Below are 20,977 nucleotides of genomic sequence, written 5' to 3'. Positions count from 1 at the left end.
ACAGTGGATTACCCAAAAAGTGTGCCCAGCGTTGGGCTGGTAAATGGCAAGTTTGTGGACGAGAACCCCGTGACCGGGACGCCAGGAAGCCTGGTGCCGGCGAGTTGGGGGAATGGGGTGACGCAGGAGATTTTGAACGTACTCAGTGCGGCGGGGATTGTGCCCGATGAGCTGAAAACCGATCAGCTTGCCGCAGCCGTCGGCAAAATCGCTGCGTCGAATGTGACCTGGCCCCAATTGCTCAACAAGCCCACCACGATTCAAGGCTTCGGCATGACGCCGGCCACGCCTGCAGACGTTGCCTTGGGCACGGACAATGCCAAGCCGGTGACGGCCGCCAGCCTGGCCGGCTTTGACCCTTGGGCCATGCAACTGGTGGGGGTGCCGATTGCGATATTTGATCATGTGCCGGGTGTCGCAATCCCACCGATTAACAGCAACCAGTATCGGTACATAAAACTCACTGCTTCTGACCCCTACAACGCCGGGGTTCTGGTCTCCGAGAGCGTAGCGGGGGTAGCGCCGTTGATTATCGCCAGTGCGATCGTCAACTTGGCGGGCAGCCCGTTCAACGCACGGTCGGTTTCGTTGTTGAACACGGAGCGGCGTTCGCTTCGCGCAGGTACGTCCGGGGTGCTTGAGCAGGATGCGTTTCAAGGACACAAAGTCAGAGTCACGGGTTGGAACCCTTACTACCTGGGAAGAGGCGACAGCATGTCGTTGGCCGCAATCGGCGGCGGGGTATTGGGTGATCCGGTGGATGACGGCGTTAACGGTGTACCTCGGCAGGCCAACGAAACCCGCGTTAAAAACATCGGCGCCACTTACTACATGAGGATCAAGTAATGCCCTACGCAGCCAAGAATCGAATCGCCCAGGATGTGTTTGAGGGTGCTATTGAAATCACCCCGCTTGAATACGCCGAGGCGCTTGAGGGGTTATGCAATGGCCTTGAAGTGATCATCGAGGGTGGATTCAAGGTCAGGCCGCTGCCTGTTCCAGAGGCGCCGGTTGATCCCGTTCACATTGTTGAAGACAGTGCGTGAGGACCGTTATGCCTATTACACGGCAACAGTTGTCGCAGGTCTTTCAAAGCGCCGGCCCACGAGCCGGCGTTTTCATATCCGCCCTGAACGCGGCCATTGCCCGCTATCAAATCACTACCCCCAAACGCATCGCTGCCTTCCTCGCCCAAATCGGTCACGAATCCGGCGAGTTGCGCTACGTGCGTGAGCTGGGCAGTGATCAATACCTGAGCAAATACGACACCGGCACCTTGGCCATACGTCTGGGCAATACCCCGCAAGCCGACGGCGATGGCCAGATGTACCGGGGCAGGGGGCTGATACAGATTACCGGTCGGCGTAATTACCTGGCGTGCAGCCAGGCGTTGTTCGGTGATGATCGCTTGCTGCGACAGCCCGAGCTGCTGGAGCAACCGCAATGGGCCTGCGAATCCGCTGCCTGGTTCTGGCAAAGCAACGGTTTGAATGAATTGGCTGACAAGGACCAGTTCACCACGATCACGCGGCGGATCAATGGCGGGCTCAATGGCTTGGAGGACCGCCTGCAACGGTGGGCGCGGGCGAAGGCGGTGCTATGCGTTTCCTAGTCGGTTGTCGCGTGGTCGGCGTTTGCCTGCTGATGGCCGTTGTGTGGCAAGTCCAGGCCTGGCGTTATGGCGCGCAGCTTGAGCAGCAAGCGGCTGCACAGGTGCAGGCGCTTAGTCAGCAATCTGCGTCTGCCCTGCACCAGCAACAGATACAGCAGGAAAAACGGCTGGCGCTGGAGCAACAGCTCAGTGCCAGCGACCAACAACATGCCCAGGAATTGAACGATGCCCAACGTCATCAGGCGGCTCTGCGTGACCGCCTGGCCACTGCTGATGTGCGGTTGTCAGTCCTTCTCGACACCGCCGACACCTCCCGTGGTTGTGCAGTGCCAGCCGCCACCCCCACCGGCGGCGTGGTTCATGCAGCCGCGCGAGCCCAACTTGACCCGGCGCATGCTCAACGAATTATCGCCATCACCGACGACGGCGACAGTGCGCTGATCGCCCTGCGTGCGTGCCAGGCGTATGTGCAGGCCGTCGCGCATTAGCGTCTTGATGCACTCTGTAACTTGCATGGCCAATGGGCTCCTGTAGGGTAGGCGAACCCCCGCCCATTCCTGGAGACGACCGTGAAGGAAATCACTCAACTGGCCGCTGAACTGGGTCGCCGCTTGCAGGTGCTCAATGCCCATGTCACCACTGCCGAGTCCTGCACCGGTGGCGGTATTGCCGAAGCCATCACGCGGATTCCAGGGAGTTCGGCGTGGTTCGAGGCGGGCTATGTCACTTACTCCAATCGTCAGAAGACCCGGCAATTGAATGTGCCGGAAACGTTGTTTCCAAAAGTGGGCGCTGTCAGCCAGGAAGTGGTGGAAGCGATGGTCCGTGGCGCCCAGGAGAAAAGCCTGGCGCGCTTTGCGGTGGCAGTCAGCGGTGTGGCGGGGCCGGACGGCGGTTCGCCGGACAAACCGGTGGGCACCGTATGGCTGGCTTTTGGTGTGGGTGATGAGGTGACGGCTGAGCGTGAACACTTCACCGGCAACCGCGACGAGGTCCGCCGACAAACGGTAAAGGCCGCCCTGGAGGGCTTGTTGCGACGAGCTGCAGCAGAAATCGAAAATCAGGGGTAGGCGATCCCGGATCTTTGTGGAACAATACTGTCTACTTATACAGGTGTTGGCCGACCAGGCCTTATTGATTACGTGAGGACTTTAATGGACGACAACAAGAAGAAAGCCTTGGCTGCGGCCCTGGGTCAGATCGAACGTCAATTCGGCAAGGGTGCCGTAATGCGTATGGGCGATCACGACCGTCAGGCGATCCCGGCTATTTCCACTGGCTCTCTGGGTCTGGACATCGCGCTCGGCATTGGCGGCCTGCCAAAAGGCCGTATCGTTGAAATCTACGGTCCTGAATCTTCCGGTAAAACGACCCTGACCCTGTCGGTGATCGCCCAGGCGCAGAAAATGGGCGCCACCTGTGCGTTCGTCGACGCCGAGCACGCCCTGGACCCCGAGTACGCCGGCAAGCTGGGCGTCAACGTTGACGACCTGCTGGTTTCGCAGCCGGACACCGGTGAGCAAGCCCTGGAAATCACCGACATGCTGGTGCGCTCCAACGCCATCGACGTGATCGTGGTCGACTCCGTGGCGGCCCTGGTACCCAAGGCTGAAATCGAAGGCGAAATGGGTGACATGCACGTGGGCCTGCAAGCTCGTCTGATGTCCCAGGCGCTGCGTAAAATCACCGGTAACATCAAGAACGCCAACTGCCTGGTGATCTTCATCAACCAGATCCGTATGAAGATCGGCGTAATGTTCGGCAGCCCGGAAACCACCACCGGTGGTAACGCGTTGAAGTTCTATGCTTCGGTCCGTCTGGATATCCGCCGTACTGGCGCGGTGAAGGAAGGTGACGAGGTTGTCGGCAGCGAAACCCGCGTTAAAGTCGTGAAGAACAAAGTGGCTCCGCCTTTCCGTCAGGCCGAGTTCCAGATTCTCTACGGCAAGGGTATCTACCTGAACGGCGAGATGATCGACCTGGGCGTGCTGCACGGTTTCGTCGAGAAGTCCGGTGCCTGGTATGCCTACAACGGCAGCAAGATCGGTCAGGGCAAGGCCAACTCGGCCAAGTTCCTGGCGGACAACCCGGACATCGCAGCCACGCTTGAGAAGCAGATCCGCGACAAGCTGTTGACCGCCGCACCAGACGTAAAAGCGGCCGCCAACCGTGAGCCGGTTGACGAGATGGAAGAAGTCGACACTGACATCTGAAGCAAATGATGACTGTTGTACTGGATACACTCGTCGCCGTTCGGCGCACTGCAATGGACCTGCTCGCTCGCCGCGAGCATGGTCGAGTCGAGCTGACGCGTAAGCTGCGTCAGCGCGGCGCAGAGCCTGAGATGATCGAAAGTGCCCTCGACCGTTTGACGGAAGAGGGACTGCTGTCGGAAGCCCGTTATCTCGAAAGTTTCGTTTCCTACCGAGCGCGCTCTGGCTACGGCCCCGCGCGAATTCGCGAAGAGCTGAGCCAACGTGGCCTGCAGCGTGCCGATATCGACCTTGCCCTGCGTGAGTGCGGTATCAGCTGGCAGGCGCAGTTGGAAGACACTTGGCGTCGCAAGTTTTCCGGCCATCTGCCGATCGATGCCAAGGAGCGCGCTAAACAGGGCCGTTTCCTGAGCTATCGCGGTTTCTCGATGGAAATGATCAACCGCCTCTTGAGCGGCCGAGATCTGGACGACTGAGCAAACCAAAAAACAAAGGCCCACTATGAAAATAGTGGGCCTTTTTTTTCGGCTTTCAAAAAGTCACGCTGGCTCCGGCGCCACCCGCTGCTGCGCCTTCCCCTGAGCCTGCGCCCAGTTCTCCGGCAAATTGATGTAATCCACCAACTCCCGCAGCCGCCCCTGATCCCGTCCATTGAAGTTGAACACCAACCGCGTCAAATGGCTGAAGCGCGCTTCATCATGCTCCTCACCCGTATACGCCAGCTGCTGGAACTCCCCACTCAATCGCAGGCTGGCAAACTCGCTCTGCAGATGAGCCAATGCCCGATCACTGAGCGGATAATTCATGCGCACCACAAACTCACGTTTCAGCCAGCGAGTGGAGTGGAAGTTGGCATAAAACCGGTTGATCTCCTCCACCGCTTCTTGTGCGCTGTACACCAGCCGTACCAGCTTGAGGTCGGTGGGCAAGATGTAGCGATTGGCCTCCAACTGGCTACGGATGAAGTCCAGGGCGCCTTGCCAGAAACCTCCACCCGGTGCGTCCAGCAATACCACCGGTACCAACGGGCTCTTGCCGGTCTGGATCAGCGTCAGCACCTCCAGCGCTTCGTCCAGGGTGCCAAAGCCACCCGGGCACAGCACCAACGCATCGGCTTCCTTGACGAAGAACAGCTTACGAGTAAAGAAGAAGTGGAACGACAACAGGTTGTCGGTGCCATCGATGGTCGGGTTGGCGTGTTGCTCGAACGGCAGGGTGATGTTGAACCCCAAACTGTGTTCCAGGCCCGCACCTTCATGTGCAGCGGCCATGATGCCGCCACCGCCGCCCGTGATCACCATCAGGTCCGATTGCGCCAGCATGGCGCCCACTTCCCGGGCCAGGGCATACAGTGGGCTTTCGACGGGGGTGCGTGCTGAGCCGAACACCGTGACCTTGCGGCGATCCTTGAATTGCTCCAGGACGCGGAAAGCGTTATCCAACTCGCGGATCGCTTGCAGGGTGATCTTGGCGTTCCAGCGGTTGCGGTCGTCCTGGGCCATGCGCAGCACAGTCAGGATCATGTCGCGATAAAGGGGGATGTTCGGGCTGTTGGGGGCGATCAGCTGGAGTTGTGCGTCGACCTGCTGCGTGAGGTCGGCCCCGTTTTCTTCAAAGTGCCGTAATAGGCGGTCATTCGATTCGTAAGGCATTCAACTTCTCCTTTTTGCAGGGCCCGGGTGGCCGACGAGCCATTCGCCGGAGGCGACGACACTGCATGTGTCGTTGCTTGCCGCAGGGGGCAACCTTCTTTTGCCCTGAAAATGTTACAGAACAGCATGAAAAGCGCTGTGATTGAACGGTTGGGATGACTTGATCATGGGCCGGAAAACCCTTGGCTGGCAACCACTTAATTGGCCGCTTGATAGGGAGTCTAGCTGCTGGAGAGGACTTGAAGCGGGGGGGCGTGCGCACCGCCGGACGGCAGTGCGCGCAGGTCACGAGGTTACTTTTTCTTCTTCGCTGCAGCCGGTGCCGGGCAGTCAGCCTCGATGAACTTTACCGACGCCACGGGGCGGTTGGTCTTGTTCTCGGTGATGTCGTAGCGCATCACTGCGCCCTTGGCCATCAGCTCGCGGTAGCCCTTGTTCAGGCACACGCTCTGGCCCAGCTGGAAATACACAGCCTTGGGGTTGGCGCGCATCTGTTCGGCCCGATCAGGCTGCACGCTGAGGTGGTCGATCAGCTGCATGCCTTCGACGGTGTAGGCCACTTCCAGTGTCTTTTCATCGATTTCCCGGGGCAGGTCCTTGTTGCTTTCAGCCGCGACGCTTTGCAGCTTGCGGTTCATTTGGGCCTCCAGCAACGAGGCTGCCTGGGCACCCATGGGCAAGACCAGCGCCAAGGCGACGGATGGAACAACAAGGCGCAGCATGGAACGCAGCATGAAACTCTCCTGATTCGGTTACTGGTGCATAGACCAGCCACTGCGCTGTGCGTTCAGTGGCGCGCAATTATAGGTGACCCCTTGCCACTACAGCCAGGCGTATCGCTGGTAAACTGCGGCCACTTAAGCCCTCCACGAGTTTTCACCGTGTCGATTTACCCGTCCCAACGGCGCATCCGATGAGCCACGCCGTCTCCCGCCTGCGCGCCCAGCGCCTGGCCCGTGCCGTCCGGCCGTTCCTCAACCGTGGCTCCCGCGCCGAACGTTGCCCCGGCTGTCGGGTCATCCCCGAGTATTGCCTGTGTGCCTGGCGCCCCAAGGTTCAGGCGCGGTCCGCGATGTGCCTGCTGATGCATGACGTGGAACCCATGAAACCCAGCAACACCGGCTGGCTGATCGCCGATGTGATCGACGACACCACTGCGTTCGCCTGGTCTCGCACCGAGGTCGACCCTGAGCTGCTGACCTTGCTGGCCGACCCGCAGTGGCAACCGTACATCGTGTTTCCCGGCGAATTTGTTGCGCCGCAGCGGGTGGTCAGCGAGGTCACGGTGGAGACGGGCAAGCGCCCGCTGTTCATCCTGCTGGACGGCACCTGGAGCGAAGCGCGCAAGATGTTTCGCAAGAGCCCGTACCTGGAGCACCTGCCGGTCCTGAGCCTGGCGCCGGAACAGCTGTCTCGCTACAAGCTGCGCCGATCGAAGCGCGATGATCATTTCTGTACCGCTGAAGTGGCAGCGCTGTGCCTGGAGTTGGCCGACGACCAAACCGCCAGTGAAGTGCTGGATGCCTACCTTGATGTGTTCAGCACCCACTACCTGGCGGCCAAGTTCCAACTGCCGCTGGACCCTGCGGACATCGTCCATACTCGTCTTGCACCCTATATCCCGGCGGTATAACCAGACGACGTTTGCATGATGGCACCGCAAACCGGTAACCCGCTAAAATGCCCACGGGCGTAGTGCTTGACCCCCCAGGCTACGCTGGGCATGCTGGGCGCCGATTGGGGCGTAACCGTGAATTTTCAGCGTCGTTCCAGGTGTTTTTGACGCTGAGTGTGCCCTGTGGCGATGGCTGCCTGGCCGTCGCCTTGTGTACTGGCGAACCCTGAACCCATCAGGGCTCCCATAAAAAACAGGATCATTTAATCAATGGCCACATACGACATCCTGATAGCCGATGACCACCCGCTGTTTCGCAGTGCGCTGCACCAGGCGGTGACCCTGGGCCTCGGCCCGGACGTGCGCCTGGTCGAAGTGGCCAGCATTGCCGAGCTGGAAGCCCGCCTCACCGAAAAATCCGACTGGGACCTGGTGCTGCTCGACCTCAACATGCCCGGTGCCTACGGTTTTTCCGGCCTGGTGCTGCTGCGCGGTCAATACCCGCAGATCCCCGTGGTGATGGTCTCGGCCCAGGAAGAGGCCGACGTGGTGGTGCGCTCCAAGGAGTTTGGCGCCAGCGGTTTCATTCCAAAGTCCAGCGCCATGGAAGATATCCAGAACGCCGTGCGCACGGTGCTCGACGGCGACGTGTCTTGGCCGCCCCAGGCGTTTGAAGAAATCAATGTGTCCGACGAAGCCAAGGCCGCCCGTGATGGCCTGGCCAGCCTCACGCCCCAGCAGTTCCGCGTGCTCACCATGGTGTGCGAAGGCTTGTTGAACAAGCAGATTGCCTACGAGTTGAACGTGTCGGAAGCGACCATCAAGGCCCACGTGACGGCGATCTTCCGCAAGCTCGGCGTACGCACGCGCACCCAGGCGGCGCTGCTCTTGCAACAACTTGAGTCAATTTCGCAGCATTAAGATGTCACCGGTTCACGCTTTTTTGACTTTGCGTGAACTAGTTTCCCCACTCCTTTGGTTCAGTTGCCTACATCTATGTCGCCTTTCAAGGGTCAAACCGGTATCAAACGTATCTTCAACGCAGGGGGCTATTCCCTGGATGGTCTGCGTGCGGCTTTCACCGGCGAGGCGGCATTTCGTCAGTTGGTGTTGCTGAACGTCATCCTGATCCCGCTGAGCTTTTTCCTGCACGTCAGTCGCGTCGAGCGCGCGTTGCTCATCGCGGTGTGCCTGCTGGCCCTGATCGTCGAGCTGCTCAACTCGGCGGTGGAAGCGGCGATCGACCGTATTTCCCTGGACCGCCACCCCTTGTCCAAGAACGCAAAGGACATGGGCAGCGCCGCACAATTTGTGGCCCTGACCATGATCACCCTGGTGTGGGCCGTCATCCTGATCTAAGCCTCAGGCAATGCTCGGCAGCACGATTTCGTCGCTGCGCTGAACCCCGGCGGTAAAGGCGCGGCACAGCTCCAGGAACTCACGCATCGCCGAGGTCTGGTACTTCTGTTTATGCCAGATGAAGTAGAACTGCCGGGCCAGGTCCAGGTCCGGGGTTTCCACCGGCACCAGGCTGCCACGGCGGAATGCATCTCGCAGCGCCAGCCGGGAGATGCAACCAATCCCCAAGCCTGACTCCACCGCCCGCTTGATCGCTTCGGTGTGTTCCAACTCCAGGCGGATATTCAGCGCGCTACGGTGATGGCGCATGGCTTGGTCAAACGTCAGGCGCGTGCCCGAGCCTTGTTCCCGCAGGATCCACGCCTCATGGGTCAACTCGTCCATGCTCGCCACACCCCGCTTGGCCAGGTGATGCTGCGGCGCGCAGAACACCACCAGCTCATCCTCCACCCAGGTTTGCACCTCGATATCCGGGTGGCTGCAGTCACCTTCGATTAGACCTAGGTCAATTTCGTAGTGCGCCACCTGGTGCACGATATGGGCAGTGTTCTGCACATGCAGCTTCACCTGGCTCTCGGGGTGCTGCTGCATGAAACTGCCGATCAGCAGGGTCGCCAGGTAGTTGCCGATGGTCAGCGTGGCCCCGACTGCCAGGGAACCGAAGCCGGACTTGCCGTTGAGCAGGTCCTCGATCTCCTTGGCCTGGTCCAGCAGCGCCACCGCCTGGGGTAACAGCTGATGGCCGAGGGCGTTGAGGCTCAGGCGTTTGCCCGCGCGGTCGAATAATTGGCAGCTGGATTGACGCTCCAGCTCGGTGATCGAGGTGCTGGCGGCGGATTGAGATAAGGCCAGAAGGCCAGCAGCGCGGGAGACGCTTTCCTGCTGGGCGACGGCGACGAAAACTTGCAGTTGACGGAGAGTAAATCGCATATCGATATAACCGATAACCCTTATCTTAATAATCCAGTTAACAGATATTGTCGCCGCCATTAGAATGCTGTGCAATTGCGCATCCCATCTTTGGCGCAGACCCATTTCCAGGAGTCCCCCGTACATGAGCAACATGAACCACGAGCGTGTCCTCAGTGTTCATCACTGGAACGACACTCTGTTCAGCTTCAAGTGCACCCGCGATCCGGGCCTGCGCTTCGAGAACGGTCAGTTCGTGATGATCGGCCTGCAACAGCCCAACGGCCGCCCGCTCATGCGTGCTTACTCCATTGCCAGCCCGAACTGGGAAGAGCATCTGGAGTTCTTCAGCATCAAGGTCCCGGATGGCCCGCTGACTTCCCAATTGCAGCACTTGAAGGAAGGCGACGAGATCATCATCAGCAAAAAACCGACAGGCACCCTGGTGCTTGACGATTTGAAGCCGGGCAAGCACCTGTACCTGCTCAGCACCGGTACTGGCCTGGCGCCGTTCATGAGCGTGATCCAGGACCCGGAAACCTACGAGCGCTTTGAAAAAGTGATCCTGTGCCACGGCGTGCGTTACGTCAACGAAGTCGCCTACCGCGAGTTCATCACCGAGCACCTGCCGCAGAACGAATTCTTCGGCGAGGCCCTGCGTGACAAGTTGATCTACTACCCGACCGTGACCCGCGAGCCGTTCGAAAACGAAGGCCGCCTGACGGACCTGATGCGCAGCGGCAAGCTGTTCAGCGACATCGGTCTGCCGCCGATCAACCCTGAAGACGACCGCGCCATGCTGTGCGGCAGCCCAAGCATGCTGGACGAAACCAGCGAAGTGCTGAACAGCTTCGGCCTGAAGGTTTCGCCGCGCATGCGTGAGCCGGGTGACTACCTGATCGAACGCGCATTCGTCGAAAAATAAACACCGATACAAAAAATTGTGGGAGCTGGCTTGTGTGGGAGCTGGCTTGCCTGCGATGCAGACGCCGCGGTCATTCAGTTGAACCGAGGTGATGCTATCGCAGCGGTGCGGCGATCCGACAAGCCAGCTCCCACACAAGCAGCTCCCACAGTCGTTTCAGCGTTTATTTCGCCGCGAGCACTTCCAACACACAAATCACCCCAGCCTCGGGATAGTGCCAGCGCACATCCACATCCCAGAACTGCGCGCCGTATTCACGCTCTGGCCCTGGTGTCTGGTACGCCGGCCGTGGGTCCTGTGCCAGGCATTGATCAATCAACGCCACCAAGGGTTCGCCAAGGCGTTCGGCGTGGCTTTGTGCCTGTTGCAGGGCGGTCTTCAGCCATTGCACCGGAATCAGTTGTGGCGCGGCGCTGGCGATGCCGTTGGTGGCGATGTCGACAATGTCGGCATACGGCACGTACGGCTTGATATCCAGCACCGGCGTGCCATCGAGCAGGTCGATCCCGGAGATCCACAGCTTGCCGGGTTCCACCTTGTCCAGCTTCACCACCGACTGGCCGATGCCGTTGGGTCGGTGGGTGGCGCGGGTGGCGAACACGCCCATGGATGCATTGCCGCCCAGGCGGGGCGGGCGCACTTTCAGGCGGGGCTTGTCTTCCAGGGCCTGGTGGAACAAAAACAACAGCCACACATGGCTGACCTGCTCCAGGCCCTGCACCGCCTCGCCGCCGTCGAACGGCGCCACCAGCTCCAGTACGCCACGGGCGGCGGGCGCCAGTTGCGGTTGGCGCGGGATGGCGAACTTCTCCTTGAAGCAGGAACGCACGAAACCGACGGGAGAGACGTTGTAGCTCATGGCTTAGGTGCGAACCCGCAGGGTCAGGCCCTTGAGGAAGTTGCGCAGCAACTGGTCGCCGCACGGGCGGTAGTTGGTGTGGCCGAATTTGCGGAACAGTGCGCTCAGCTCCGGCTTGGACACCGGGAACTCGGCGGCCTTGAGGATGGCGTGCATGTCGTCTTCCTTCAGTTCGAAGGCCACGCGCAGTTTCTTAAGGATGATGTTGTTGGTCACCGGCGTCTCGATCGGCTGCGGCGGACGGCTTTCGTCCTTGCCGCGCTTGAAGATCACCAGGCCATCGAGGAAGTGCGCCATGACTTCATCCGGGCAGAACACGAAGCCTTCTTCCTCGTCTTTCTTGAGGTAGGTCAGCAGATCGTCCTTGGTCACGTCCATGCCGCCGAGCTTGATGATCTCGACCATCTTGTTGTCGCTGATGTCGAGCATGTAGCGCACGCTGCGCAGTACGTCGTTGTGAATCATGGTGGGCAATCCTGGTATTCAACTGAGGACACCGCTCAAATCCGGCAGTGTCGAGAAAAAGGGTAGCGGCTTAGAACTTCTCTTTGCCGGACAGGTAACGCCATTGGCCGACCGGCACCTTGCCGATGGACACGCCGCCGATACGAATACGACGGATGGCGATGACTTTGAGGCCAACCGCTTCACAGAACAGGGCGATCACGCCGGGCTGCGGGTTTTTCATCGCAAAGCGCAGGCGGTTTTCGTTCTGCCAGCTGGCTTTGACGGGCGGCAACTCTTTGCCTTTGTAAGTCAGGCCGTGGTTCAGGCGGTTGAGGCCGTGGGCAACCATGTCGCCTTCGACCTCGACCACGTATTCCTGCTCGATCTTGGCGGCATCGGCGGTCAACTTGCGCAGAATCTTCCAATCCTGGGTAAACACCAGCAGGCCGCTGGCCTTGGCTTGCAGGTCGGCGCTGGCGGTCAGGCGCAGGAAGTGGCCCTTGAGCGGGCGCTTGCCGAAGCGGTGTTCTTCGGAGAGGGTGTCGGCGCTGATCGAGGCCAAGGCCGTTTCGGCGTCCACGCCAGCCGGCGCGTGCAGCAGGAGGGTCACCGGCTCCGGCGCGGTGGCCTTGGCCTCGGGGTCGAGTTCGACCTTTTGGGTAGTGACCTTGAACTGCGGCTCGTCGATCACTTCACCGTCCACCGAGACCCAGCCGCCTTCGATGAACAGCTCAGCCTCCCGACGGGAGCAACCGACCAGTTCGATAAGGCGTTTGGAGAGGCGTATGGGGTCAGTCATGACAAGGGCCGTAACAAAAGGGGGCGACTATTGTACCTGCCTGGCGCCGGTTAATCCCGGCTCCATTTCAGTGCGGGTGTTTTTTGTGGGGGCTCTGGCTTTGCTGGGAGCTGGCTTGTGTGGGAGCTGGCTTGCCTGCGATTGCCTCCACGCGGTACATCAGGCAGACCGAGGTGCCTGCATCGCCGGCAAGCCAGCTCCTACAGAAGCGCGCAAGCGCATGTGCAGCAGTGGGTAAGGCTGGCCGAGGCCATCATGCTCCGTACGCCCGATAACCTCGAACCCCTGCTTGAAGTAAAACCCCAACGCTTGTGGGTTCTGTTCGTTCACATCCAGCTCATCGGCGTTCAAATGCTCGATCGCATACCTCAGCAATTGCCGGCCCAGACCTTCACCCCGGTGCTGCGGATCAATAAACAGCATCTCGACCTTGCCCGCCGCCACCCCGGCAAACCCGGTAATGTTCTGACGCGCGTCCTTCGTACAGATCAGCATCACGGCATCCAGATAGCGGGTCAGCACCAGGTTTTTCAACAACAGGATGTAACTGTCTGGCAGAAAGTCATGGGTCGCCCGCACCGAGGCCTCCCAAAGGCGCGCCAGCTCCGCATAGTCGCTGGTTTTAGGTGTGTGGATAACCGAACGCTGACGCATGCCCGCTGCCCCTTGCCGATGAATGGCGCCGATGGGCAAACGATAGACCGAAAAAAGCCCCGCATCTTGTCCAGAGGCGGGGCTTTTTCAAATTATTACGCAGGCGCGATTCAGTCGCGCTTTTCAGCCCACAAGTCGTACTCGTCGGCGTCGGTCACGGTGCACCACACCTTGTCACCTGGCTTCAAACCGCTGGCATCGTCGATGAACACGTTACCGTCGATTTCCGGCGCGTCGAAGAAGCAACGGCCAACGGCGCCTTGCTCGTCGACTTCGTCGATCAGCACTTCGATTTCCTTGCCGATGCGCAGTTGCAGGCGCGCCGAGCTGATCGCTTGCTGGTGCGCCATGAAACGCTCCCAGCGGTCTTGCTTGACGTCGTCCGGCACCACGGCCAGGTCCAGCAGGTTGGCCGGCGCGCCTTCCACCGGCGAGTACTGGAAGCAGCCGACGCGGTCCAGTTGGGCTTCGGTCAGCCAGTCCAGCAGGTACTGGAAGTCTTCTTCGGTTTCGCCAGGGAAGCCGACGATGAAGGTGGAACGGATGATCAGCTCCGGGCAGATCTCGCGCCAGTTCTTGATGCGCGCCAGGGTCTTGTCTTCGAAGGCTGGGCGTTTCATGGCCTTGAGCACTTTCGGGCTGGCGTGCTGGAACGGGATGTCCAGGTACGGCAGGATCTTGCCGGCAGCCATCAGCGGGATCAGCTCGTCCACGTGCGGGTACGGGTACACGTAGTGCAGGCGCACCCACACGCCCAGGCTGCTCAAGGCTTCGCACAGTTCGGTCATGCGGGTTTTCACCGGCGCGCCGTTCCAGAAACCGGTGCGGTATTTGACGTCGACGCCGTAGGCGCTGGTGTCCTGGGAGATCACCAGTAGCTCTTTCACACCGGATTTGACCAGGCGCTGGGCCTCGTCCAGCACGTCACCCACCGGGCGGCTGACCAGCTTGCCGCGCATCGACGGGATGATGCAGAAGCTGCAGCTGTGGTTGCAGCCTTCGGAAATCTTCAAGTACGCGTAGTGACGCGGGGTCAGCTTGATGCCTTGCGGCGGCACTAGGTCGATCAGCGGGTTGTGATCCTGGCGCGGTGGCACCACTTCGTGCACGGCGTTGACCACCTGCTCGTACTGCTGCGGGCCGGTCACGGCCAGCACGCTTGGGTGCACGTTGCGGATATTGCCTTCTTCCACACCCATGCAACCGGTCACGATGACCTTGCCGTTTTCCTTGATCGCTTCGCCGATCACTTCCAGGGACTCAGCCTTGGCCGAGTCGATGAAGCCGCAGGTGTTGACCACCACCACGTCCGCGTCCTGGTAGGTGGACACGACGTCATAGCCTTCCATGCGCAATTGCGTAAGGATGCGTTCGGAATCGACCAGGGCCTTGGGGCAGCCCAGGGATACAAAGCCGACCTTGGGATTGGCCGTCGCGGGAGTGGTGGACATGTCTAACCTCGGTATTGAATGACGCCGCCAGTCGGGCACGACAAGGCGGTAGACGGGCGCTTGGTGCGCCTCTGATCAAAAAGTGCGCAATTCTAGCGACGGGCAACGCACTTGACCAGCTTTATGCAGGGAAATACGACGAGTGCTGCGCTATGCTTCGCGCCGTTGCACACGGGTAAAACCCCGAGGTCAATAAAACGTCTGTTACGAGAAGTAAAACAGCGCATGCTAGGGTCAGCTTAGACGCGCTGTTTATAAAAGACCTCAGGTCAAAGGGCAGGAGTGGTTGATGGGTCAGGCAAGTAGTCAGGCAGCAGGTGCCGAGCATTCCAACGCAAAGCCGATTGGCATGCTGGTGGCGGCGGTCGGGGTGGTTTACGGCGATATCGGTACCAGCCCGCTCTATACCCTAAAAGAAGTGTTCACTGGCGGTTACGGGGTTCAGGTCAACCATGATGGGGTGCTGGGGATCCTGGCGCTGATCTTCTGGTCGCTGATCTGGGTCGTATCGATCAAGTACATGCTGTTCGTGCTGCGCGCCGACAACCAGGGCGAGGGCGGCATCATGGCCCTGACGGCACTGGCACGTCGGGCGGCAGGGGAGCGCAAGAAGCTGCGCAGTTTCCTCGTGGTGTGCGGGTTGTGCGGTGCGGCGCTGTTCTACGGCGACAGTATGATCACCCCGGCCATTTCCGTGTTGTCGGCCATCGAAGGCCTGGAGTTGGCGTTCGACGGCCTTGAAAAATGGGTCGTGCCCATCGCGTTGATCGTGCTGGTGGCGTTGTTTCTGATCCAGAAACACGGCACCGACCGCATCGGCAAGCTGTTCGGGCCGGTGATGGTGACCTGGTTCCTGGTGCTGGGCGGCCTGGGGGTGTATGGCATCACGCTGCACCCTGAAGTGCTCAGCGCGTTGAACCCGCTGTGGGGCGTGCGTTTCTTCCAGGCCCACCCGGGGATTGGCGTGGCCATTCTCGGCGCCGTGGTCCTGGCATTGACCGGGGCCGAGGCGTTGTACGCCGACATGGGCCACTTTGGCCGCAAGCCCATCGCCCGCGCCTGGTTCATGCTGGTGCTGCCGGCGCTGGTGCTGAACTATTTCGGCCAGGGCGCCATGCTGCTGGGCGACCCGGAAGCGGCGCGCAACCCGTTCTACCTGCTGGCGCCGAGCTGGGCGTTGATCCCGCTGGTGGTGCTGTCCACCCTGGCGACCGTGATTGCGTCCCAGGCGGTGATTTCCGGTGCGTTCTCGTTGACGCGCCAGGCGATCCAGTTGGGCTACATCCCGCGCATGCACATCCAGCACACCTCCAGCGCCGAGCAGGGCCAGATCTATATCGGTGCGGTGAACTGGTCGTTGATGGTCGGCGTGATCCTGCTGGTGCTGGGCTTCGAGTCCTCTAACGCCCTGGCCTCGGCCTACGGTGTGGCGGTGACCGGCACCATGCTGATGACCACTATCCTGGTGTCGGCGGTGATGTTGCTGCTGTGGAAATGGCCGCCGATCCTGGCGGTGCCGGTACTGGTCTGCTGCCTGTTGGTCGACGGCCTGTACTTTGCGGCCAACGTGCCGAAAATCATCCAGGGCGGTGCCTTCCCGGTATTGGCGGGGATCGTGTTGTTCGTGCTGATGACCACCTGGAAGCGCGGCAAGCAATTGCTGGTGGATCGCCTCGACGAAGGCGGCCTGCCGCTGCCGATCTTTATTGGCAGTATCCGCGTGCAGCCGCCGCACCGTGTGCAAGGCACCGCCGTGTTCCTCACCGCGCGGCCTGACGCGGTGCCCCACGCGCTGTTGCACAACCTGCTGCACAACCAGGTGTTGCATGAGCAAGTGGTGATGCTGACGGTGGTCTACGAAGACATTCCCCGTGTGCCCACCTCGCGTCGCTTCGAAGTGGATGCCTACGGCGAAGGCTTCTTCCGGGTGATCCTGCACTTTGGTTTTGCCGACGAGCCGGACGTGCCCGAAGCCCTGAAGCTGTGCCATCTGGACGATCTGGACTTCAGCCCGATGCGCACCACCTACTTCCTTAGCCGTGAGACCGTCATCGCCTCCCGGATCAAGGGCATGGCGCGCTGGCGCGAGGCGTTGTTCGCGTTTATGTTGAAGAACGCCAACGGCAACCTGCGTTTCTTCAAGCTACCGGTCAACCGCGTGATCGAGCTGGGCACCCAGGTCGAAATGTAAGCGGCTGCAAGACGGGAGCCGGCAATCGGCTCCCGTGTTCCATTCTGAACCCTGTGCAATCGCGCGTTGTCGACTAGGCTCTAAGCACCGTTGAGTGCCCATAGAACCCAGAAGAGGTGCGCCATGAGTCAGCTGCTCGAACCCTATACCCTCCGTCAATTGACCCTGCTCAACCGCATCGCCGTCTCGCCGATGTGCCAGTACTCTGCGGATGATGGCCTGGCCAATGACTGGCACCTAGTCCACTTGGGCAGTCGCGCGGTGGGGGGCGCCGGGCTGATTTTCACCGAAGCCACCGCCGTGACCGCCGATGGCCGCATCACCGCCCAGGACCTGGGCCTGTGGAACGACGCACAGATCGAACCACTGCAACGCATCACCCGGTTTATCGCGGCCCAGGGGGCGGTCGCAGGTATTCAACTGGCCCACGCCGGGCGCAAGGCCAGCACCCATCGGCCCTGGATCGGCAAGCATGGCAGCGTCAAGCCTGAAGACGGCGGCTGGGTGCCGGTAGGGCCGTCACCGATTGCCTTTGACCCCAACCACACACAGCCCAAGCCACTCGATGAAGCGCAGATCCAGCAGGTGATCGCCGACTTTGTCGCCGCCGCCAAACGCGCACTCACGGCGGGTTTCGAAGTGGTGGAGATCCACGCGGCCCACGGTTACCTGTTGCATCAATTCCTCTCGCCCATCAGTAACCAGCGCCAGGATCAATATGGCGGCTCCTTTGAAAACCGCATCCGCCTGGTGCTGGAAGTGACGAAGGCCGTGCGCGACGTCTGGCCCCAGGAGCTGCCGTTGTTCGTGCGCGTATCGGCCACCGACTGGGTGGAAGACGGCTGGAACCCCGACGAAACGGTGGAGCTGGCACGCCGCCTGAAGGACTTGGGCGTGGACCTGATCGACGTGTCCTCCGGTGGCACCGCCGCCAACGCCGAGATCCCCACGGGCCCCGGCTACCAGACGCGCTTCGCCGAGCGTGTGCGCAAGGAGTCCGGCATGGCCACCGGCACCGTCGGCATGATCACCGAGCCGGCCCAGGCCGAGCACATCCTGCGCACGTGCCAGGCCGATATCATTTTCCTGGCTCGTGAACTGCTGCGCGACCCGTACTGGCCGCTGCATGCCGACGACGACCTGGGCGGGCGCAAGGCCATCTGGCCAGCGCAGTACCAACGGGCGACCCATCGCGACCAGCCGATTCACGAGTCCGATCTCAGGGATTGATCCTACAGTCGCTTAATACAAACCCACCCTGGCCCGGTGGGTTTTTTCTTGCCCGCGGTTCACGCAACCCCGATGCTTGGCGCTCAAAAGCAGGAGGCCACCATGTCGGTCGAACGAGCGTTAACTAAAAACGATATCCCTTTGTTGGCCACCATCGACCGCACGGAACTGGTACACGAGTGCTACCGCGTCGAGGACGGCGAGCTGGTGCTATACCCCGACTTCCACGACATGCGCGGCTGGCCCGAAGGCGAGGCTGAACAGGACGCCATTGCACTGCTCGCCTGCCTTGAGCGGGGCGGGTGGTTATGGGGTGTGTTCGACGGGCCAACCCTGGTGGCTGCAGTGGTGGTGGACAATCGCCCCATCCACAACCAGGGCCTGCTCCTGCAGCAGTTGAAGTTCCTGCACGTCAGCCATCGGGCGCGAGGGCACGGGCTGGGAGGGCGGTTGTTTGCCCTGGCGTGTGAGCAGGGGCGAAAGGCTGGCATCGATGGCCTGTATGTATCGGCTACGGAGTCGCGCAATACCGTGGACTTTTACCTGCGTCATGGCTGCCAGAGGCTGCAACACCCCGACCCCGGACTGTTTGCACAGGAACCCCACGACATTCACCTGTATCGGCCATTGCGTGAGAAAGGGCTGTAGGCCTTTGTTACCACTGAATTTTTTTAAGTTAATACTCTAAAAAAATCCCACGTCTGGCGAGATAGTTTCTACGCTTAGGGTAAGTCTGATTTCTGGCCCAGGGAGTCAGTCGGTTTGTTCACGCAGGCATTGCGCTTTGCGGGAGGCGGGTGATGGGCACCGACAGTATTTGATCGATATCAGGAGTAACGGTCCATGGCCAAGTCCTATGGTGTAGCGGGTGCGGTGGCGGCTTATGTGGGTCGCAGGTTGTCGTTGTGGGGGCGAAGGCTGAGTTCCGATGAAGCTGAATTGCTGGCGCAGTACCGGGCGTTGACCGAAAACGATCAGGTGGCGATGCGCTATTTGATTGGGGCGATGAAGAGTGTTTCGCGGTTCTAGATGAAGGGGCATCACTGTGGGAGCGGGCTTGCCCGCGATAGCATCGCCTCGGTACAGCCGAGAAACCGAGGTGTCTGCATCGCTGGCAAGCCAGCTCCTACAAGGGGGTATCAGGTGTATTTACGCGCCTCTGGCGCTGGCGGGAAGTATTGATACAGCCAGGTCTCGCTCAAGGTGCGGTCCTGGGTGCGGATGAACAGCCGCAGTTCCACCGGTTCCACGCTGTCGCTGGTCGGGTACCAGTCGAACAGGATGCGGTAGCCCTTGATGTTGTCGAGCACCAGCACGCTGAAATCCTTCACCTGGCCGTGGGAGCAGGTCACTACCGGCTCGATCCCTGTGCCGGCCGGCAGGCGGTCGAGGCCGCCCCCCTTGAAGTCCACGGCAAAGCGACGTGCCCACACCTCAGGGTAGTGCTCGCCCGGTGCCCAACCTTCGGTAAAACCACCCATGCCGGAACGGGTCGCATCGACCTGCGCCAGCGGCGTGCTCACAGGCGGCAGGGCGCTCCAGTACAGCTTGTAGCCGTAGTTCAGCGAGTCACCGGCAGCCACCGGCGTTTTCGGGATCCAGAAGGCCACGATGTTGTCCAGGGTTTCGCCAGTCGTCGGGATTTCCAGCAGGTCGATCGAGCCTTCGCCCCACGCCGTCGTTGGTTCTACCCACAGGCTTGGACGCTTGCTGTACCAGTCCACGGTGTCCTGGTAGCTGGCGAATTCGTGGTCGGTCTGCACCAGGCCAAAGCCTTTCGGGTCTTTGTCGGCAAAGGCGTTGAACTGCAGCTTGGCCGGGTTGTTGAGCGGGCGGCAGATCCACTCGCCGTTGCCGCGCCACATGGCCAGGCGGTCGGAATCGTGGATCTGCGGGTGGATGGTGTCGCACATGCGGCGCTCGTGGGTGCCACAGCTGAACATGCTGGTCATCGGCGCGATGCCCAGTTGTTCGATGGCGGTACGCGCATTGATGTGCGCGTCGATGGCCATCACCACCTGGCTGGCCTGGCAGTCGATGTCGAAGCGGTAGGCACCGGTGGCGCTTGGCGAGTCGAGCAGGGCGTAGACCACAAAGCGGGTCGCGTCCTTGTCAGGGGTTTCGAACCAGAACTGCGTGAAGTCGGGGAATTCCTCGCGTTTTTTCGCGTAGGTATCGATGGCCAGGCCACGGGCAGAAAGGCCGTACTGGCCGGTGGAATCCACCGCGCGGAAGTAGCTGGCACCCAGAAACGACAGCACGTCATGGCGGTCCAGCTCAGGCGCCTTGAACAGCTTGAAGCCGGAGAAACCCAGGTCGCCGGTCAGTTGCTTGGTGTCGACGGTGGTTTTTTCATAGTTGAACAGCGACGGGCGGAAATGCACCTCGCGGGCTTCACGGGTCTTGGGGTCGACGCTGTGCATGCGCACCGGCGTCTTGAAGCCCATGCCGACGTGGAAGAACTGCACGTCCAGTTGGCCGTTCAATTCCTTCCACAGCGAGTGTTTGCCGTCGTAGCCGATGGCGTTGAAATTCTGCGGGGTCATGGTCGCCAGGGTCGGCGGCAGCACCTGTTTGGTGTCTTTGTAAGGCGTGCCGGCCAATTGCTTGGCCTGGGCCTTGAGCGATTCAAAATCGAAAGCGATGGCCTTGCCGTCGGCGGCGCGGTTGCCGGCCCAGGCTTGCGCAGCGAGCAGGCCGCTGGCCGATAAACCGGTGTAAGCCGCAATGGCCATGGACGCTTTGAGCAAATTCCTGCGGTGCATAGAGACAACCTGTCGTGAGCAAATCCTGCGCCGTTCCTGGCACGTACTGGATCAGAAATTACGGTTCGGACATGCCTTCGACCAAACGCAACGAACAATAAACAGACGCCGGATAGCTTAAGCGGTTCGGTGACGTAGGAAAAATGATTGATGGCGGGACGATGGCGTTGCAAGTGCGACAAGACATTTCCAACTGACACAACTCCAGTGTAGGAGCCGGCTTGCCGGCGATGAGGCCCTTGACGTCAGCGCAACATTCAAGGTCGCCATCGCCGGCAAGCCGGCTCCTACAAGGG

The 20,977-nt window shown here is 60.7% G+C and carries 23 protein-coding genes and 1 pseudogene; 15 read left to right on the top strand and 9 right to left on the bottom strand.

The features are described from left to right. Nucleotides 1–3: 3 nt before the first annotated feature. From AC07SU_RS17255 to recX, 7 genes and pseudogenes are all read left to right on the top strand, one after another. Nucleotides 4–199: pseudogene (locus tag AC07SU_RS17255) on the top strand (tail fiber protein); the annotation flags it as partial. A 646-nt stretch (nt 200–845) separates the two neighbouring features. Continuing rightward, on the top strand, nt 846–1,046 hold the full coding sequence (locus AC07SU_RS17250) for a hypothetical protein (RefSeq protein WP_494997706.1): 201 nt from the start codon (nt 846–848) through the stop codon (nt 1,044–1,046). Between the two features lie 8 nt (nt 1,047–1,054). Then, a complete protein-coding gene (locus tag AC07SU_RS17245) occupies nt 1,055–1,612 on the top strand; it encodes a glycoside hydrolase family 19 protein (protein ID WP_494997705.1) in 558 nt (185 codons plus the stop codon). Next, the gene (locus AC07SU_RS17240) at nt 1,600–2,100 is read left to right on the top strand and encodes a lysis system i-spanin subunit Rz (protein WP_494997704.1); all 501 of its coding nucleotides are present in this window, start codon (nt 1,600–1,602) and stop codon (nt 2,098–2,100) included. The genes AC07SU_RS17245 and AC07SU_RS17240 overlap by 13 nt, the downstream gene beginning before the upstream one ends. An 81-nt stretch (nt 2,101–2,181) precedes the next feature. After that, nucleotides 2,182–2,682: a CinA family protein gene (locus AC07SU_RS17235; protein ID WP_176994818.1), complete on the top strand. Its 501-nt coding sequence runs from the start codon at nt 2,182–2,184 to the stop codon at nt 2,680–2,682. 84 nt (nt 2,683–2,766) lie between these two features. Next, nucleotides 2,767–3,825 (top strand): recombinase RecA, encoded by a 1,059-nt coding sequence (gene recA / locus AC07SU_RS17230; RefSeq protein WP_016970800.1) that lies wholly within the window; start codon nt 2,767–2,769, stop codon nt 3,823–3,825. An 8-nt stretch (nt 3,826–3,833) separates the two neighbouring features. Then, nucleotides 3,834–4,301, top strand: a complete 468-nt coding sequence (gene recX / locus AC07SU_RS17225; protein WP_176994817.1) for a recombination regulator RecX — start codon at nt 3,834–3,836, stop codon at nt 4,299–4,301. 63 nt (nt 4,302–4,364) lie between these two features. On the opposite strand, the gene AC07SU_RS17220 is transcribed toward recX, so the two are convergent. After that, the gene (locus AC07SU_RS17220; protein ID WP_494997703.1) at nt 4,365–5,477 is read right to left on the bottom strand and encodes an LOG family protein; all 1,113 of its coding nucleotides are present in this window, start codon (nt 5,475–5,477) and stop codon (nt 4,365–4,367) included. 293 nt (nt 5,478–5,770) lie between these two features. After that, the gene (locus tag AC07SU_RS17215; RefSeq protein WP_176994815.1) at nt 5,771–6,211 is read right to left on the bottom strand and encodes a PA3611 family quorum-sensing-regulated virulence factor; all 441 of its coding nucleotides are present in this window, start codon (nt 6,209–6,211) and stop codon (nt 5,771–5,773) included. A 179-nt stretch (nt 6,212–6,390) separates the two neighbouring features. On the opposite strand from AC07SU_RS17215, the gene AC07SU_RS17210 reads away from it, so the two are divergent. The 3 genes from AC07SU_RS17210 to AC07SU_RS17200 all read left to right on the top strand — a co-directional run bounded on the left by AC07SU_RS17210 (nt 6,391) and on the right by AC07SU_RS17200 (nt 8,451). Beyond that, nucleotides 6,391–7,110, top strand: a complete 720-nt coding sequence (locus AC07SU_RS17210; RefSeq protein WP_494997702.1) for a tRNA-uridine aminocarboxypropyltransferase — start codon at nt 6,391–6,393, stop codon at nt 7,108–7,110. A 252-nt stretch (nt 7,111–7,362) separates the two neighbouring features. Continuing rightward, nucleotides 7,363–8,013: a response regulator transcription factor ErdR gene (erdR, locus tag AC07SU_RS17205; protein ID WP_176994813.1), complete on the top strand. Its 651-nt coding sequence runs from the start codon at nt 7,363–7,365 to the stop codon at nt 8,011–8,013. Nucleotides 8,014–8,088: 75 nt separating this feature from the next. Next, on the top strand, nt 8,089–8,451 hold the full coding sequence (locus tag AC07SU_RS17200) for a diacylglycerol kinase (protein ID WP_017137081.1): 363 nt from the start codon (nt 8,089–8,091) through the stop codon (nt 8,449–8,451). Nucleotides 8,452–8,454: 3 nt separating this feature from the next. Here the strand turns inward: AC07SU_RS17200 and AC07SU_RS17195 are convergent, their stop codons facing one another. After that, nucleotides 8,455–9,381, bottom strand: coding sequence for a LysR family transcriptional regulator (locus AC07SU_RS17195; protein WP_010212678.1), 927 nt, complete (start codon nt 9,379–9,381; stop codon nt 8,455–8,457). A 124-nt stretch (nt 9,382–9,505) separates the two neighbouring features. On the opposite strand from AC07SU_RS17195, the gene fpr reads away from it, so the two are divergent. Next, nucleotides 9,506–10,285 carry a ferredoxin-NADP reductase gene (gene fpr / locus AC07SU_RS17190; RefSeq protein WP_003189055.1) on the top strand — a complete coding sequence of 260 codons (780 nt, stop codon included), beginning with the start codon at nt 9,506–9,508 and terminating at the stop codon, nt 10,283–10,285. Between the two features lie 163 nt (nt 10,286–10,448). Here fpr and tsaA read toward each other — a convergent pair whose 3' ends face one another. The 5 genes from tsaA to rimO form a co-directional block, all read right to left on the bottom strand. After that, nucleotides 10,449–11,144, bottom strand: coding sequence for a tRNA (N6-threonylcarbamoyladenosine(37)-N6)-methyltransferase TrmO (gene tsaA, locus AC07SU_RS17185; protein WP_176994812.1), 696 nt, complete (start codon nt 11,142–11,144; stop codon nt 10,449–10,451). Nucleotides 11,145–11,147: 3 nt separating this feature from the next. After that, nucleotides 11,148–11,609 (bottom strand): YehS family protein, encoded by a 462-nt coding sequence (locus tag AC07SU_RS17180; RefSeq protein ID WP_071487504.1) that lies wholly within the window; start codon nt 11,607–11,609, stop codon nt 11,148–11,150. Between the two features lie 70 nt (nt 11,610–11,679). After that, on the bottom strand, nt 11,680–12,390 hold the full coding sequence (locus AC07SU_RS17175; RefSeq protein ID WP_494997701.1) for an rRNA pseudouridine synthase: 711 nt from the start codon (nt 12,388–12,390) through the stop codon (nt 11,680–11,682). A 159-nt stretch (nt 12,391–12,549) separates the two neighbouring features. Next, nucleotides 12,550–13,044, bottom strand: a complete 495-nt coding sequence (locus AC07SU_RS17170; protein ID WP_494997700.1) for a GNAT family N-acetyltransferase — start codon at nt 13,042–13,044, stop codon at nt 12,550–12,552. Nucleotides 13,045–13,154: 110 nt separating this feature from the next. After that, nucleotides 13,155–14,495 carry a 30S ribosomal protein S12 methylthiotransferase RimO gene (rimO, locus tag AC07SU_RS17165; protein ID WP_017254931.1) on the bottom strand — a complete coding sequence of 447 codons (1,341 nt, stop codon included), beginning with the start codon at nt 14,493–14,495 and terminating at the stop codon, nt 13,155–13,157. A 289-nt stretch (nt 14,496–14,784) separates the two neighbouring features. Here rimO and AC07SU_RS17160 point away from each other — a divergent pair, with 289 nt between their 5' ends. From AC07SU_RS17160 to AC07SU_RS17145, 4 genes are all read left to right on the top strand, one after another. Continuing rightward, complete coding sequence (locus tag AC07SU_RS17160) at nt 14,785–16,686, top strand: potassium transporter Kup (RefSeq protein ID WP_176994809.1); 1,902 nt, start codon at nt 14,785–14,787, stop codon at nt 16,684–16,686. Nucleotides 16,687–16,809: 123 nt separating this feature from the next. Then, on the top strand, nt 16,810–17,916 hold the full coding sequence (locus AC07SU_RS17155) for an NADH:flavin oxidoreductase/NADH oxidase (RefSeq protein ID WP_494997699.1): 1,107 nt from the start codon (nt 16,810–16,812) through the stop codon (nt 17,914–17,916). Nucleotides 17,917–18,018: 102 nt separating this feature from the next. Further along, nucleotides 18,019–18,564 carry a GNAT family N-acetyltransferase gene (locus AC07SU_RS17150; RefSeq protein ID WP_494997698.1) on the top strand — a complete coding sequence of 182 codons (546 nt, stop codon included), beginning with the start codon at nt 18,019–18,021 and terminating at the stop codon, nt 18,562–18,564. A gap of 195 nt (nt 18,565–18,759) precedes the next feature. Further along, complete coding sequence (locus AC07SU_RS17145) at nt 18,760–18,945, top strand: hypothetical protein (protein WP_176994806.1); 186 nt, start codon at nt 18,760–18,762, stop codon at nt 18,943–18,945. Between the two features lie 110 nt (nt 18,946–19,055). On the opposite strand, the gene AC07SU_RS17140 is transcribed toward AC07SU_RS17145, so the two are convergent. Next, nucleotides 19,056–20,681, bottom strand: coding sequence for a glucan biosynthesis protein D (locus AC07SU_RS17140; RefSeq protein ID WP_494997697.1), 1,626 nt, complete (start codon nt 20,679–20,681; stop codon nt 19,056–19,058). Nucleotides 20,682–20,977 lie beyond the last annotated feature (296 nt).

The sequence above is a fragment of the Pseudomonas sp. GW821-FHT05H12 genome (assembly GCF_059419385.1).
The sequence above is the reverse complement of the archived record's forward strand: the minus strand, read 5'-3'. Positions and strand labels throughout refer to the sequence as shown.

Coding starts and splice junctions, on each gene's coding strand:
- erdR (WP_176994813.1), top strand. CDS start 7,363: ATGGCCACATACGACATCCTGATAGCCGATGACCACCCGCTGTTTCGC.
- AC07SU_RS17170 (WP_494997700.1), bottom strand. CDS start 13,044: ATGCGTCAGCGTTCGGTTATCCACACACCTAAAACCAGCGACTATGCG.
- AC07SU_RS17240 (WP_494997704.1), top strand. CDS start 1,600: ATGCGTTTCCTAGTCGGTTGTCGCGTGGTCGGCGTTTGCCTGCTGATG.
- AC07SU_RS17140 (WP_494997697.1), bottom strand. CDS start 20,681: ATGCACCGCAGGAATTTGCTCAAAGCGTCCATGGCCATTGCGGCTTAC.
- recA (WP_016970800.1), top strand. CDS start 2,767: ATGGACGACAACAAGAAGAAAGCCTTGGCTGCGGCCCTGGGTCAGATC.
- fpr (WP_003189055.1), top strand. CDS start 9,506: ATGAGCAACATGAACCACGAGCGTGTCCTCAGTGTTCATCACTGGAAC.
- AC07SU_RS17220 (WP_494997703.1), bottom strand. CDS start 5,477: ATGCCTTACGAATCGAATGACCGCCTATTACGGCACTTTGAAGAAAAC.
- AC07SU_RS17145 (WP_176994806.1), top strand. CDS start 18,760: ATGGCCAAGTCCTATGGTGTAGCGGGTGCGGTGGCGGCTTATGTGGGT.
- AC07SU_RS17180 (WP_071487504.1), bottom strand. CDS start 11,609: ATGATTCACAACGACGTACTGCGCAGCGTGCGCTACATGCTCGACATC.
- AC07SU_RS17215 (WP_176994815.1), bottom strand. CDS start 6,211: ATGCTGCGTTCCATGCTGCGCCTTGTTGTTCCATCCGTCGCCTTGGCG.
- AC07SU_RS17155 (WP_494997699.1), top strand. CDS start 16,810: ATGAGTCAGCTGCTCGAACCCTATACCCTCCGTCAATTGACCCTGCTC.
- AC07SU_RS17245 (WP_494997705.1), top strand. CDS start 1,055: ATGCCTATTACACGGCAACAGTTGTCGCAGGTCTTTCAAAGCGCCGGC.
- rimO (WP_017254931.1), bottom strand. CDS start 14,495: ATGTCCACCACTCCCGCGACGGCCAATCCCAAGGTCGGCTTTGTATCC.
- AC07SU_RS17195 (WP_010212678.1), bottom strand. CDS start 9,381: ATGCGATTTACTCTCCGTCAACTGCAAGTTTTCGTCGCCGTCGCCCAG.
- AC07SU_RS17160 (WP_176994809.1), top strand. CDS start 14,785: ATGGGTCAGGCAAGTAGTCAGGCAGCAGGTGCCGAGCATTCCAACGCA.
- tsaA (WP_176994812.1), bottom strand. CDS start 11,144: ATGAGCTACAACGTCTCTCCCGTCGGTTTCGTGCGTTCCTGCTTCAAG.
- AC07SU_RS17250 (WP_494997706.1), top strand. CDS start 846: ATGCCCTACGCAGCCAAGAATCGAATCGCCCAGGATGTGTTTGAGGGT.
- AC07SU_RS17175 (WP_494997701.1), bottom strand. CDS start 12,390: ATGACTGACCCCATACGCCTCTCCAAACGCCTTATCGAACTGGTCGGT.
- AC07SU_RS17210 (WP_494997702.1), top strand. CDS start 6,391: ATGAGCCACGCCGTCTCCCGCCTGCGCGCCCAGCGCCTGGCCCGTGCC.
- AC07SU_RS17150 (WP_494997698.1), top strand. CDS start 18,019: ATGTCGGTCGAACGAGCGTTAACTAAAAACGATATCCCTTTGTTGGCC.
- recX (WP_176994817.1), top strand. CDS start 3,834: ATGACTGTTGTACTGGATACACTCGTCGCCGTTCGGCGCACTGCAATG.
- AC07SU_RS17200 (WP_017137081.1), top strand. CDS start 8,089: ATGTCGCCTTTCAAGGGTCAAACCGGTATCAAACGTATCTTCAACGCA.